Annotated in this window: 11 protein-coding genes; 6 read left to right on the top strand and 5 right to left on the bottom strand. The window is 46.0% G+C overall.

The window, feature by feature from the left end; translation table 11 throughout:
* Positions 1-68: 68 nt before the first annotated feature.
* The 3 genes from V202x_RS13295 to V202x_RS13285 are packed head-to-tail and all read left to right on the top strand — an operon-like array spanning position 69 to position 3,804.
* Positions 69-1,460 (top strand): alkaline ceramidase, encoded by a 1,392-nt coding sequence (locus tag V202x_RS13295; RefSeq protein ID WP_145175495.1) that lies wholly within the window; start codon positions 69-71, stop codon positions 1,458-1,460.
* Positions 1,461-1,507: 47 nt separating this feature from the next.
* Positions 1,508-2,413, top strand: a complete 906-nt coding sequence (locus V202x_RS13290) for a dihydrodipicolinate synthase family protein (protein ID WP_145175492.1) — start codon at positions 1,508-1,510, stop codon at positions 2,411-2,413.
* A gap of 14 nt (positions 2,414-2,427) precedes the next feature.
* A complete protein-coding gene (locus V202x_RS13285; RefSeq protein WP_145175489.1) occupies positions 2,428-3,804 on the top strand; it encodes an MFS transporter in 1,377 nt (458 codons plus the stop codon).
* A gap of 71 nt (positions 3,805-3,875) precedes the next feature.
* Here V202x_RS13285 and V202x_RS13280 read toward each other — a convergent pair whose 3' ends face one another.
* Complete coding sequence (locus V202x_RS13280) at positions 3,876-4,067, bottom strand: hypothetical protein (protein ID WP_145175486.1); 192 nt, start codon at positions 4,065-4,067, stop codon at positions 3,876-3,878.
* Positions 4,068-4,107: 40 nt separating this feature from the next.
* Entirely contained in the window at positions 4,108-4,872 is a 765-nt protein-coding gene (locus tag V202x_RS13275) for a PIG-L deacetylase family protein (protein ID WP_144986627.1), read from the bottom strand.
* Positions 4,873-5,095: 223 nt separating this feature from the next.
* Between V202x_RS13275 and nagB the strand changes: the two genes are divergently transcribed.
* From nagB to V202x_RS13260, 3 genes are all read left to right on the top strand, one after another.
* A complete protein-coding gene (gene nagB, locus V202x_RS13270) occupies positions 5,096-6,994 on the top strand; it encodes a glucosamine-6-phosphate deaminase (protein WP_145175483.1) in 1,899 nt (632 codons plus the stop codon).
* Between the two features lie 262 nt (positions 6,995-7,256).
* Positions 7,257-8,627 (top strand): TlpA disulfide reductase family protein, encoded by a 1,371-nt coding sequence (locus V202x_RS13265; protein WP_145175480.1) that lies wholly within the window; start codon positions 7,257-7,259, stop codon positions 8,625-8,627.
* A 128-nt stretch (positions 8,628-8,755) separates the two neighbouring features.
* Positions 8,756-9,385 carry a hypothetical protein gene (locus tag V202x_RS13260; protein WP_145175477.1) on the top strand — a complete coding sequence of 210 codons (630 nt, stop codon included), beginning with the start codon at positions 8,756-8,758 and terminating at the stop codon, positions 9,383-9,385.
* Here V202x_RS13260 and V202x_RS13255 read toward each other — a convergent pair.
* The 3 genes from V202x_RS13255 to V202x_RS13245 all read right to left on the bottom strand — a co-directional run bounded on the left by V202x_RS13255 (position 9,382) and on the right by V202x_RS13245 (position 14,433).
* Positions 9,382-11,625 carry a HEAT repeat domain-containing protein gene (locus V202x_RS13255; protein ID WP_145175474.1) on the bottom strand — a complete coding sequence of 748 codons (2,244 nt, stop codon included), beginning with the start codon at positions 11,623-11,625 and terminating at the stop codon, positions 9,382-9,384. The genes V202x_RS13260 and V202x_RS13255 overlap by 4 nt on opposite strands.
* Positions 11,626-12,048: 423 nt before the next feature.
* The gene (gene lysA, locus V202x_RS13250; protein WP_145175471.1) at positions 12,049-13,320 is read right to left on the bottom strand and encodes a diaminopimelate decarboxylase; all 1,272 of its coding nucleotides are present in this window, start codon (positions 13,318-13,320) and stop codon (positions 12,049-12,051) included.
* A gap of 99 nt (positions 13,321-13,419) precedes the next feature.
* On the bottom strand, positions 13,420-14,433 hold the full coding sequence (locus V202x_RS13245; protein WP_145175468.1) for an aspartate-semialdehyde dehydrogenase: 1,014 nt from the start codon (positions 14,431-14,433) through the stop codon (positions 13,420-13,422).
* Positions 14,434-14,735: the final 302 nt, after the last annotated feature.

Raw genomic sequence — 14,735 nt, 5'->3', positions numbered from 1 at the left:
TTGTCATCTCAATCTTCTTTCTAACAACTCAACAGAGAGAGCGAATTATTCGTTTAACGGACATCATCATGAGCGGACAAGCATTAGAGACGAAAACTCAGACCGCGTTTCAGGGGCGGATTGGTGTCGCGACCGTTGATATTACCCCGCCAGTAGGAATCTATGCGCGGAATTGGGGCGCGGCGAAGCACGATGTGGCGGAATCTCTGCATCGTCGTTTGACTTTGAATGCGCTGGTCCTGTATGCGACTGGCTCTGAAAAACCGTTGGTTTTTATCGATGCTGACCTGGGCTGGTGGCGTTCATTGATTACGTTCAAACGATTTCAAACACGACTCTTGCAGGAATTAGATATTGAAGAAGCGGCTTTGATTTTTGGATTAAGTCATACGCATGCATCGCCGCCGTTAACCGATCCCGATCCGGATTTACCGGCCAGTGAATCTTTGGCAGAATATCTGGAAACCGTTTATCAGGCTTCCATCGTGGCGGTGCGCGAAGCGATTCAGAATGCAACAGAGGCTGTTCTGGAATGGAATACGGGACATTGTGCTTTGGCGTCAATGCGTGATCTACCTGATCCCTCACCGGAAGCTGATCGAATTGTTTGTGGGTGGAATCCGAACGAGCCTGCCGATGACACTCTGGTTCTCGGCCGCATCACGGATGTTTCTGGTACGCTCAAAGCAGTGATTGTCAATTACGCCTGCCATCCGACAACACTCGCCTGGGAGAATACGGCGATCTCTCCCGATTTTCCGGGAGCGATGCGCGATACCATTAGCGAAATATTGGGAGTCCCTGCTCTGTTTATGCAGGGGGCTTCTGGGGAATTATCTCCCCGTTATCAATATGTAGGTGATACTGAAGTTGCAGATCGACATGGACGCCAGTTGGCGTTTGCCGCTTTGGCGACGTTAGAAGATATGGAGTCTTCCGCGACATCGCTGGAATATCAGGGAGTCGTCGAATCGGGGGCACCTCTTGCTGTCTGGAAGCAGACTCCCATCACTCCTGTTTCCTGCTTACAAGCAATTCAGGCAACAGTGGAACTGCCCATCAAAGACTGGCCATCAGCTGAAGAATTAGAGTCACAGCGACAAGCATGTAATGATCGGGCATTGGAAGAACGTTTGCGACGTCGTAGAAATATTCGGCGTGGCATCGGTGATGGATCAACTTTGGCGCTACCGATTTGGGTCTGGAGGATAGGAGAAACGATTCTGGTTGGTAGCCCGACGGAAGCATATTCAATTTTGCAACGCGAACTACGACAGCGGTTTGATGATCGAACCATTGTCTGTTTGAATCTGATCAATGGCACTACCGGCTATTTGGTACCTCAAGAATTCTATGATCTCGATCTGTATCAGGTCTGGCAGACTCCTTTCGAGCGCGGCAGTCTTGAGATTTTAATCGAGGGTATGGCTGATGCGATTCAACAACTTATTGATTCATAAAACATCGCATATTGAATACAGTTTAATCAAGCAGAAAGAGTGATTTTATGTCGTCAATCATTCAAGGTGTATTGCCGGTATTGCATACTCCGTTGCAGGTCGATGAAACAATTGACCGCGATGTATTACAGAGGGAAATCGACTGGTGTTATGAATTGGGTGTGGATGGCATCTGCGGTGCGATGGTTTCCGAAGTCTTGCGTTTGACGTATGCCGAGCGTCTGGAACTCACACGGCTGATGTCGGAGATTTCAGATGGGCGAGGGGCTGTGATAGCCAGCGTGGGCGCAGAGAGTACAAGTCAGGCATTAGAATATGCACGGCAAGCCGAAGAAACAGGCTGTGATGCGATTATGGCAATTCCCCCTGTCACAACAGCGCTCCCCGAACAGGCGTTATGGAATTACTTTTCTGCACTCGCTGAACAATGCCATTTGCCGTTGGTTGTGCAGGATGCCTCTTCTTATGTCGGTCAGGCGCTCTCCATCGATTTTTATCGAAAACTATTGGATGAGTATGGGCCTAAGAAAATATTTTTCAAACCGGAAGCCTCACCGATTGGACCGAACTTGTCGGCGTTACGCGATGCGACGAATGGTCAGGCTCAGATTTTTGATGGTTCGGGTGGGATCTTATTAGTAGACGCGTATCGTCGGGGCATTTGTGGAACAATGCCGGGAGTCGATTTGCTGGATGGCATCATGGGATTATGGCGTGCACTTCAAGCCGATGATGATGAAACGATTTATCGTATTTATTTTCCGATCTGTGCAATCGTTGCTCTGCAGTTACAGGCAGGGCTCGATGGTTTTCTGGCGATTGAGAAATATCTGTTAGTGAAACGAGGCCTGTTTCCTTCAGAGCAGCGCTGTCAACCCAATGCCTGGGATCTGGATCACGAGACCCAGGCCGAAGTAGACCGACTGTTTGATTTATTAATTCAGGCCTTATAGGACGGAGCTTTTAGGTGCCAGAATCGGAAAATCATGCAGACGCTGAGCCATTCAAGGTGAATACTACAGAACGCCCCCCTTCACATGCGCGTTATCTGGTGCTGACATTATTGTGTTTGATCGCAGCGATTGCCTACATCAGCCGAAATGCGATTTCGGTGCCTGCAAAATTGATTCAGGAAGAGCTCGGAATCAGCCTGACCCAGATGGGTTGGGTGATGAGCGCCTTTTTTTGGAGTTATGCGTTATCACAAATTCCCAGCGGCTGGGTGGGACATATTTGGGGAACACGACGTGCTTTGACTTTATTTGCGATTTTGTGGTCGATTGCGACTGCCTTCACAGGTGTCGTCATTGGATTCTGGACGCTCGTGGTAGCACGTTTGCTGTTTGGTATTTCGCAGGCGGGTATCTTCCCCTGCTCTGCAAATTCGATTTCTAAATGGCTACCTGAGTCAAGACGTGGTATCGCCAGTGGGTTACTGGGAAGTTTTATGTCAATTGGAAGTGCCATTGGTAGTTTTATTATTGGGGTGCTATTAGTTGGGTTTGATTGTTTTGGGATTACTGTGCCAGCAGTTAGCTGGCGGATGTGTATGTTTATTTTCGCCGTTCCGGGAATTCTGTGGGCTCTCTGGTTTTATTATTGGTTTCGAGATCGACCGGCAGATCACTCGGGAGTGAATGCAGCAGAGTTAGCATTGATTACTCAAACTCAGCAGCTGGAACAGGACGATTCAAAGATTGAAAAAGGTGAGCCGACTCCCTGGGGACAAATTCTGACGAGTTTTTCCATGTGGATGATTTGCGGTCAGCAGTTTTTTCGCGCGGCAGGTTATATCTTTTATGTGACCTGGTTTCCCGTTTATCTACAGCAGGCACGCGGGATCACGATGGCTTCCTCAGGCATTTGGGCGAGTTTGCCTTTGATGTCTTATGTCGTGGGGAACGCTTTGGGAGGGGCAACTGTGGACTGGGTGTTACAGAGGACTCAAAGTCGTCGTTGGAGCCGACAGGGTGTGGCGATTTTTGCCATGCTGGGAAGTGCTGGATGCACTCTGTATGCTTATTTCGTCAAAGATATGAAATTAGCAATGACACTGATTTCGATGGGGACTTTTTTTGCGGGATTGAGTGGTTCCTGTGGTTATACTGTCACGATTGATAAAGGAGGACAGCATGTCGCCCCCATCTTCGGGATGATGAATATGGCAGGAAACTTAGGTGCTGCATTATTGCCTGTGATCGTCGGTGCTTTATTCGATGCGAAAATTTATGATCCTGTTTTAATTCTGATTACAGGGATTTATCTCTCTGCCGCGCTTTGTTGGGCCTTTCTGAATCCGAATGGAACTGTTTTTGATGACGTGAAATCGTCTGAGGCAGTTTAAAAAGAAAACTCCGATTGACAAACGTAATCGGAGTAAAATTGAAAGTTTTGAATAACTGAGTGAACTGTTTCTTAATTCATACTCCAATAAATCACATAACCTCCGACAACGATCGTATAGCAAAACGTACAGACAAGCATTAACGTGAGAAAACGACCCGCATGGGCGTCATCAGTGGCCATCGATTCAATTTCTGCTTCTGAATACGGCAGCGACGGATCTGACTGTTGAGTGGATGTATCTGATGAGGGAGATTCGTGCATGGTGCTATCTTTGATTTAAAGTGAGTTTATTAAGTTGTGATTAATTCTCCAGGAGTTCACGTAACAGATTACTGGAAGGATAAGGATGTCCGCAATGTTGTACGTATGCTTCACCGTAGGCAACACCGATTTCTTTTCCCCGGGCCGCAGACCAGCGTTCGGCCCCTTCCATGTATTCGTCCAGACCATGCTGTTTTCTTAACCAGGCACGTTGACTTTCGTGGCAGGCTAACATTTTCATCTTGAGTTCAAACGTTTCTGTCACATCAATAATAAATTGTGGTTTAATCGGATTACCAAAATAATCGACACCTTCGATCGGATCAACATAATAGAGATGTGGAATTTTTTCAGTGGGAGGTGCCGGTTGAAACTGATGCGTTGTGTAATTGGGAGCAGATGCTCCAAAGCAGGCATCTCTGACCAGTCGACTGGTCATTTCGTGATCACTCATATAATCAACGGGAGGAGCTGTAATTACAATATCGGGCCGCGCTTTGCGGACTGCTTCAGTGACGCGTTGACGGGAATCTTGATCTATGGTGATTGAAAGGTCCCGGAACTCGAGACACATGCAATCGGCACCTAATAAATCGGCTGCTTTTTGGGCTTCGGCTCGGCGAACATTGGCGATTTCCACCGGCCCCATTTCCGCACTTCCGCAGTCACCGGCCGTCATTGTGGCAACAGTGATGTGGCATCCCAGGTTTTTTAAGCGGGCTAAAGTACCCGCACATTGAATTTCAATATCATCCGGATGGGCGTGAATCGCGAGAATTCGTAGTGATTCTGCCTGTTTTACCATGAAAGTTTCTCTCTCTGTACATTTAGGTCAAACAAATACTGGTTAGCGTTTCGTGTGTGTAGTTATAATAAACATTCATAAAAAAAACACGCACACCGGGTCTACTGTTCGCGTGATTACTTTAATTGGCTGGCTCAACTCGTTTGAATCAAAACATGAGATCATGGTACCTCTCATAAAGACAGTCAGTTTCCTTGTTGCTTGGTAGGTGAAAATACGTCTGATGGCTATTGATACTGCACGATCTGTTCATGTCACTCCCAAATCCAAATTTGTAAGACACACAAAAATCCCTACATTGATTTTTGAAACGTCTTCCGAGTTAGCGAAACATGTCGCTAACATCGTTGCGGATTTAATTCGATCCAAAATCAAAGAGGATGTTCCCGCGATTCTTGGATTACCAACGGGATCAACGCCGCTGGGCGTCTACCGTGAACTCATTCGAATGCATCGCGAAGAGCAGCTCGATTTTTCAAATGTGGTTACGTTCAATCTGGATGAATATTGGCCCATGGATCCGGATTCGATTCATAGTTATCACACATTTATGCGAGAGAATTTTTTCGATCACGTGAACGTCAAACCGGAAAATATTCACATTCCCCGGGGCGATATTGCCGCGGATGATGTCGATACTTTCTGTGAAGAGTATGAACGAACGATCGAGAAATTTGGAGGGCTGGATTTACAGTTATTAGGCATTGGGCGTTCGGGGCATATCGGTTTTAATGAGCCAGGCAGTGCGCGAAATAGTTTGACGCGTCTGGTGAATCTTGATCCGGTAACTCGTCGTGATGCAGCCAGTGGTTTCTTTGGGGAAGATAATGTTCCTCACCACGCGATCACGATGGGGGTTGGCAGCATTCTGTCGGCAAAAAAAATTATTATCATGGCTTTGGGGGAGCATAAAGCTCCTGTGGTAAAACGTGCTGCCGAACAGGAAGTCACCGATGAAGTTTCGGCGAGCTTTTTGCAGACTCATACACAGTCTCAGTTTGTCGTTGATCATGCAGCTGCCGCTGAGCTGACGGCTGTCAAAACCCCTTGGATTGTAGGGAATATCGAATGGACGCCTCTACTGGAGAAAAAAGCGGTTATCTGGCTCTCTCTGCAAGTCGGAAAACCACTCCTTAAGCTGGAAACGGAAGATTTTCTGCATCATCATTTACATCAGTTGATTCAGAAATACGAGTCGATTTCACAGATACGACAGCGCGTATTCGATTCATTATTGGATGGAATTTCTACAAGACCCGCAGGAACAGACCGTAAAAAAGTAATCGTCTTTAGCCCTCACCCCGACGATGATGTGATTTCGATGGGAGGGACACTGATTACTTTGGCCGATCAGGGGCATGAAGTTTATATCGCCTATATGACGAGTGGGAATATTGCGGTGTTCGACCATGATGCACTTCGACACATTGATTTTGTGCATGAATTCCACAAACTGTTTCATCCTGATGATCAGGGCTTCCTACAGCACTTGGAAGATCTTAAGGAAAGCATAGAGAGTAAACATGCAGGAGATCTGGATACTCAGGAAATGTTAGGAATCAAAGGTTTGATTCGGAAAACCGAGGCAACAGCCGGTGCAGAAGTCGCGGGAGTTTCTGAAGAGTTTCTACGTTTTCTGGATCTTCCCTTCTATCGAACAGGACAAGTTTCGAAAAAGCCGATTGGTGAGGAAGATATCGAAATCGTTGCGGATCTGTTACGTGAGGTTGGTCCTGATCAGATATACGTGGCAGGAGACCTCTCCGACCCACATGGAACTCATCGCGTTTGTGCGGAGGCAATCATCAATGCGGTCAATGTTGTCGCCAATGAGGGGATTTCACCTGAATTCTGGATGTATCGAGGTGCTTGGGAAGAGTATGAACCACACGAAATTGAACGAGCGGTGCCATTGAGTCCGGAAGTGGTGCTCAAAAAACGAGAAGCAATTTTCAAGCACGAATCGCAAAAGGACAGCGCATTTTATCCGGGCAGTGATAAGCGTGAGTTCTGGGTACGAGCAGAAGATCGAACCCGAAACACTGCAAAGGTTTACAATCAGCTTGGTTTGCCAGAGTATTTTGCCATTGAGGCTTTCAAACAGTATCATGGCGAGATTTAAGTAGATTGGGTATTCTTCCTGAACACTGGCTGTTTTTGTGACCAATTGGTTTCCAATTAAAAAACATGGCGAAATCGCAGAACAGATTGTAATTTTTTCCAGCTTCGTCTTGCTCTGAATGTGGGTTTTTTCATAAAACACGTCCTATCAAGAGTTTTGATGATAAGTTTGCTGAGGGAATGACAGGATTCATTCTAAACGATTTCACTTCCTCGGTTCTTCTGATAATTACAGACTCTCAATGGAAGGAGAGCAATAGGCCATGAGGCATCGACACGATTTCATCTCGATCGTAGCGTGTATGCTATTAGTAAGTCAGTTCGGTTGTGGTAGTGAGGACTCTGCGACACCTCAAGCAGCAGGCAATAATATCGATGGAAAATTGGATGGTGCACCCACCAATCCACAACCAAAACCATTACCTACTACTTCCATTTCGCCGGTTTCTCAGACGGGGCCTGCATTGAAGCCGAACACCAACGTGATTCGAACGGCCAGCTTGAGTCGTGATCAGCGTGATATGCAAGACCTGGACAATGATGATACCTCTCTCAAAAATGAAGTGACCAAAATTCAGGAATTGGAAGAGGGAACTCCAGAGTGGAATGTGCGTGAGATTACCCGTCTCAAAGTCACTGCATTACCTAAGACTGGAAATGTGGATGAACTAAAAAAAGCGCGTGTGGACCGCAATCAGAAAATTATACAGCTGGCGATGGAAGCGGTAAAACAATGCCACGCTGATAAAGAAAAACAACGTCTTTTTACGGTTTGTATTCGTCATCTGTTAGATGCGCATCTCCAATTAGCGTTAGAAGGAGACCAGGACAGTATCGATGCGTTGTATGATCATTCGGAGTCATTGTTTAAGCGTGATCCAAATTCCTCATCCGCTGCTGAGGCCGGGTTTACTGTTGCCAAATTTGCTAATACAAGCGCACAACGGTTTGCGATCGATGAACCGCGCTGGATTGAGGAGTTTGTAAAACAAGCACGTTTATTTGCTTCCCGATTTCCCAAAGAATCTGTACGTGCTCCGCAATTATTGAGAGCCGCGGCAGAAACCAGTCAATTGTATGGCTTAAACAAGCAGGCAATGGATTGCTGTATTGATCTGGAACGAAAGTTTCCCAAAAGTAATGAAACAGCACAGGTTGCTGGATTGTTGAGGCGTTTGCGTTTAAAGGGGCAACCTCTGCAACTCGCTGGAGAGACGATTGAGGGCGGCTATGTTTCTGTCGATGACTATAAGGGGAGCGTTGTGCTTGTCGTATTCTGGTCGACGACTGCGAAACCATTTATTGAGCAATTACCACAGATTCAGGCTTTATCAAAAAAATACCGTAAGTATGGTTTTGAAATCATGGGTGTGAACCTGGATGACGAAGAGCCTGCCATTGATGCATTTCAAGAGAAAACGTCTCTCGACTGGAGACAAATATTTTATTCCGCCCGAGATAAGCGAGGATGGAATAATCCCTCTGCAGTCTATTACGGTGTTCGCAGAGTACCAACGATGATTTTGGTGGATCATACAGGTATCACAGATCTTGTGACTTCCAAAGCAAGTGAACTGGAAGAACCATTACGTGCTCTGTTGCGAAAGAAGACCGCAGCAAACGCGAATCAATAAATGATGCTTTGATAACTGATATCACATTAAAACTCCGAAGGTTTGCAATTTATCTTCGGAGTTTTTTATTATGGTGTTATCAGTTCACGTTTCATTGAGCTCAGTTACTTCTGCAAAGGGACAATCTAATGGGTAGAATCATTTTAGCTTCTATACTGTCCGGAATTATTCTATTTGTTTGGGGCATGTTGTCCTGGATGGTTTTACCCATTCACGATGGAACATTAAGACCCTTACCCGATTCACAAGCTGTGATCGATGTGCTCAAGAAGCAGAATCTGGAAGATGGCTATTACCTGTATCCTGCATATCCGGAGAGTCCTTCCGGACCCGGACCTGAAATGGATGCGATGATGCAGGAGTTCGAGAAGAAACATCAGGCGGGGCCCATTTTTTCAGTGATTTATAAAGTGGAGGGCATGCCTCCGATGCCACCGCAAATGATGATCGCGGGACTTTTGATCAATATGCTGTCCAGTTTTATTGCAGCGACTTTATTATCAATGGCGATTAAAAACGGGGCCAGGATGACTTACTTTCAGAGATTTCGATTTATCGCTTTAATTGGAGTCTTTGCGGCGATTGTTTCTTTTCTCAATTTGAAGAACTGGATGTATTATCCAGCCGATTTTACCCGAGCGATGATGCTGGACTTACTTTTGACCTGGATGATTGGAGGGTTGGTGATTGCAGCGTTGATTAAACCTGCAAAGGCAATTCCTGAGACAAATGAAAGTCCTCAATCAGCAACCGATTAAGGAGTGTTTGTCTCTGGTTGAAACTTTTGTAGTCGTTCTCCAACGATTTTATTATCAGGCTGAAGTGTGCCTAAAACCGAAGCCAGTGCGGTGTTCAAATCTGGATCTTGTGCTGCCTGATATGCTTTTTGAATCTCAGCAACCTGCATGGAATCAATCAACAATCCGTATTTCTGAATATGAAAAGCAAGTTGCAGAGCGGCAATTTCTTTGACATCGGCTTTGAATACATTATTTACAATGACTTTCACCAGGTCTGCCTGAGCAGAGCGTGTAGGGATGCCCCCAAGGGTGATGAGTGCATTCGACGCCAAATCTCGATCAGGGACCAGTTGCAATAAGGGTTTTTCAGCTGATTCCAGATCATAAATCTTGGTGCGTTGACTGGATGCGATGTGAGATAGCCAATACAGCGCAGCCTTTCGGTATTCAGTCCGGATGTCTCCGGTCAATTCTGGAGTTTTCAAGCTGCTCAGGAAAGGTCTGATTTGATTTCCTACATTTTTAGAATCATTCGATTCGACAATGTAATGAACCAAAGGATAACGTCGGATTGAATATTCTATTTTGTTCTTCAGGCGAAGTGGGCCGTAGATGATGATCGGTATATTTGCTGTTCGGGAATCAGCTCGCAGATTGGCAATCGTTTGAGAAAGTCCCCAACGTGCGATATTGGCTTCCAGAGCAATGAATTCGATATCCATGCGACTTGTGGCTGCTTTAAATCCTGCTTTTCCTGTCTGATAAGGTTGAGTGTTATATCCAAGTTCATTAAAGGTACCAGCCATCGATTGAGCGCGTGGTACGCTGGAGTCAATTACAATTGCTGATTGTGAACCTTCTCCGCGTAAGGCTCGAGTGAGAATGGCGATCACTCGTGTAGCGCCTGGAAACGTTTTGGTTGGATCAAGTTGCATGATTGCTGTTGCAGCGGCAAATTGGACTCGACGATCAGGATAGTTCAATGCAGCAATGACCGAAGAATGCTTATCCAGTTTTTCATAAAGAAGAGTGCGTGAACCGATCTGCCCTAACGCTTTCAGAGCGGCAATGGCACTGGGAGTGTGTCCGTTTTTCATGGCTAAAGCAAGGACCTGGCTGACAGCTTTCGATCCCGATAGCAGGGCTAAATTGAATGCAGTCCCCTTGCCTTGTGGAAGCGGGTTATTCCAACCAACACGATAGGCGTCCATCGCGAGCGCCATTGCTAAATAGAGTGTCTGCACATCTTCGCGGTCGGGAGACATTTCCAAAGCTTCTTTGGCAAAACGCAGACCTAGAGTTAAATTTGTTTCTTCTGCAGGAATCTCTTTTTGTATGACCGTCTCTTGTTTGGTATCCCAGACCCAGATTTTTTGATTCTCTGACTGATCATTATAGGTTTGGTACAAGCGAATGGCTGCTTTTTTTAACTCCAGTTGTGCACCGTGTCGGTTTAGCTCTTCTGTCTTACGAGTATCTTTTCCAAGTAGTTTTGCCAATGCAATGCGGGCGGAGATTTGAATACTTTTAGGCTGACTTTGCGAAAAAGCCGGATTCCAGAGATAAAGAATTGCAGCTGGATCACCAATATCTCCAAGCACATCAGCGGCTACCTTGCGGATATTGAGGTTGGGAGAACGCACAGCGGCGATTAATGGTTGAACTACGGGTGAACCTAATTGCGACAGCGCAAATGCCAATTCATCCTTGGTGGTCGGATCTTCGCTTTTTCCCAATCGCTTCAAGATCGGAGACGCAACAATAGCACCAGCAGATTTCAATTCAATGATCGCAATGGCGCGATCTGTTGGTGAGCCTGTGAGATCATTGATTAACCCATCAATACGGGCAGGATCAGTGGCATAAGCACGAAAAGCCACTTCCATTTTTTTGAGCAGCTCAGTTGATTCAGGTTGTAATGTTTTATTGTTCGCCAAAGCAATGAATGCAGCCGGGCCATATTTATCTCGTAACATCAACACAGTTTCATTATCGATGTCTGCTTTCATCAACTGTTTAAGATACGGCTTCGCAGAAGTTGCTTGACCGAGGTCTGTGAGTTGAACGACGGCCTGCATGAGTTGCTCGGGGGTTTCGGGTTTAGTAAGCAGCAAGTCATCAGCGGTTAAGTTGAAATTGGAAACCGGATCCTGATTTTGGGGAGGTACTTTATCTTGTGTCCAGGCACGCGTTAATGCACTCAAGGCGCAGAGGAACGCCAGAGCAAAAGTTGCCAGGATCCGATTTTTTAAAGACATTCAGTCGACTCCGTGTCGTCTTGGTTGCCGGCTATTCATTTCGGACTAACTGAAGGTGGACCAGACTTATATCTCATCTACCTGACAGATAGGGGATCATTCAATGAAAATTGATGTAAACAGATTGTATATACTATTCTTACTACCTTTCCCAAAACAACACAATTCGGTTATTTCAGTTCAAGTCTTTTTAGAATTACAATCCAGGGTATCCGAATGGACATACTCTCTGTAGTAGCTTCTGTATCAATTATCATCGTTTCTAACGGCGATAACGGTTCAATCGAAGATAGCGAGTAACCGTATCTTTCCTGTTGCCATCACATTAGAGATCGCAGGAACCCGATAATTGATACAACCCGACCGTCGGGAACTGGTCTTATGAACACAATGTCAAGCAGTCTGAATTCATTGATTTCCGAGCTATACTTGCTCTAAAGCGATGAGTTCCTCGTATGTTTCCCGTCGGCGAATCACCTGGTAGTCACTCCCATCGACCAATACTTCAACACTGCGGGGCCGAGCGTTGTAATTACTACTCATTACAGATCCATAGGCTCCTGCGCTGAATGTGCAAAGATAGTCAGCGCGTTGCATCGGAGGAAGATAACGGTCTTTCGCGAAATAATCACAAGATTCACAGACCGGACCAACAACGTCAGCGGGTTCACAGCCTGCAATTTCTCCTTCACAGTCGAGAGGCATGGGAATCGCAGACTTCACTGGCCAGACCCGATGATAAGAGTCGTACATAGCGGGACGAATCAAATCCGTCATGCCCCCATCCTGGATGTAAAAGAGTTTCCCCCCTTCCCGTTTGGTGAAGACAATTTGGCTGATTAAAACGCCCGAGTTTCCTGCAATAAAACGTCCAGGTTCCAAAGCCAGGCGGCATCCGATTTCTTTGATTGTTGGAACGATGACATCAGCATATGTCTGAGCCGAAGGTCCTTCATTGGTTTTATAGCTGATTCCAAATCCGCCTCCCAGATTCAACCAGTTGGTTTTATGTCCCTTTTCACGGAGCTGGGCAATGACTTCAGCGCCTTTCTTGACCGCTTTGGCGTAAGGATCTGTTGAAAGAATCGGAGATCCAAGATGCATATGAATTCCTGTAAGTTCCAGTCGGTCATCATTCAAGACTTTGTCGGCCAGCTGTGTGGCTCGTTCGATGTCCATCCCAAATTTATTGCCCTTTTTCCCAGTGGTAGTTTTACGGTGAGTTTTAGCATCAATATCAGGGTTCAGACGTAAGGCGACCCGACCGATGCAGCCGAGTTCCTCTGCTATTGTGGCAATGGCGTCGAGTTCGGCCTCACTTTCTACATCAAACATCAGAATATCGGCTTGTAAAGCCTGGCGGATTTCTTCATCGGTCTTTCCAACGCCTGCGAACACAACACGTGATGTATCGGCACCTGCTTGCTGGACTCGGAACAGTTCCCCTCCTGAAACCACATCGAAACTACTGCCGGCATCGTTCATCGTTTTTAGAATGCTCAGATTTCCGTTAGCCTTGACGGAATAACAGATGACAGGATCGACCTCTGCAAAAGCATCCTGAATTTCCTTCAGACGGCCGAGAAACGCTGATTTTGAATAGATCCAAAGCGGTGTACCAAATTCTTCGGCCAATCTGGTGACGGGAACATTTTCGCAGAAGAGTTCACCGTTCTGATAATGAAACGTATTCATTGTGTTGCCTTTAGGGAGTTAACTTAAAAAACGAAGCAGAGCAAAAGAAGTCAGAAAAGGACTGTACCTGTTGGGAACGTGAAGTGGCGTTCTCGTTCCTTAAGTGCAGGCTCGATGTTTTGCGAGCAACTCTGCAATTTGGACAGCATTTGTGGCAGCACCTTTACGCAGATTGTCACTTACACACCAGAAACTGAGTCCATTCGGAGAAGAGATATCACGGCGGATGCGACCAATGAAGACTTCATCACTGCCATCACAGGTGGAGGGAAGCGGATACGAGAAATTCTTCAGGTCATCTACCACCGTAATTCCAGGGAATGCTTCGAATAGCTGGTGCGCTTCTTCAGGAGAAATAGGACGCTCTGTTTCGACCGTGATTGTTTCACTGTGACAGTTAGCAACTGGAATGCGAACGCAGGTCGGATTGATTTGTATTGTGTCATCTCCGAGAATTTTACGGGTTTCATACACCATTTTCATTTCTTCGCTGGTGTATCCCGCTTCTTTTTCACTACCGATTTGAGGAATGGCGTTAAAGGCGATCGGGTGTTGAAAGGCTTGATACTCATGGTCTTCACCGTCTAAGAATGCGCGCGAACCTTCCATAAGATCGCTGGTGCCAACGACTCCTGCTCCACTGGTCGCTTGATAAGTGCTCACAATCACCCGTCGAACGGGAGACGCGTCGTGGAGAGGTTTTAAGGCCATGACCATCTGAGTTGTTGAACAGTTCGGGCTGGCAATGATGCCTTTTGCTTCCAAAGCTGCTTCTGGGTTGATTTCAGGAATGACAAGCGCCACTTCAGGTTTCATTCGCCAGTAGCCTGACTCGTCAATCACAATCGCGCCCGCTTCAATTGCCGATGGTAGGAACTCAGCTGCAGTGTCGTCGGGAGTAGACGAAATCACCAGTTCAACTCCCTCAAAGGAATCTTTAGTTAATTCTTCAAGGGTATAGGTTTTCCCTTGGAATTCTAGAGTTTTACCGGCAGATCGCGCTGATGCCAGGAACCGAAATTGATTTGCTTGAAATTTACGATCTTCCAGCAGTTTTCGCATAATATGCCCAACGGCACCCGTAGCACCAAGAATGGCGACAGTATCAAACACTTTAAATTCTCCAGACAGCTAAAAGGATAAAAGTCTTTTAAGAGATTGATTTTAAGTCAACTGCTACAAGCGGATGTTACGATGAAAATGATTATTCAGAGCCAACGATTACAGCCTGTGCTTATTTTGTACGACAGCCGGAAGAGAAGTATGGTTCAGACTGTGTAGATTTTGAAATTCATGCCATCTTTGCCATGAACGTTCTTTGAACGGAGTATTATATGGTCTAATGTTGGTTTCGTCCAATCGTTGAGCGGATTCCGTTTATATTAGTTGATGGTTGATCGAATCTGGATCTGAAT

It is taken from the genome of Gimesia aquarii, from assembly GCF_007748175.1.
Classification (GTDB): Bacteria; Planctomycetota; Planctomycetia; order Planctomycetales; family Planctomycetaceae; genus Gimesia; species Gimesia aquarii_A.
The sequence above is the reverse complement of the archived record's forward strand: the minus strand, read 5'-3'. Positions and strand labels throughout refer to the sequence as shown.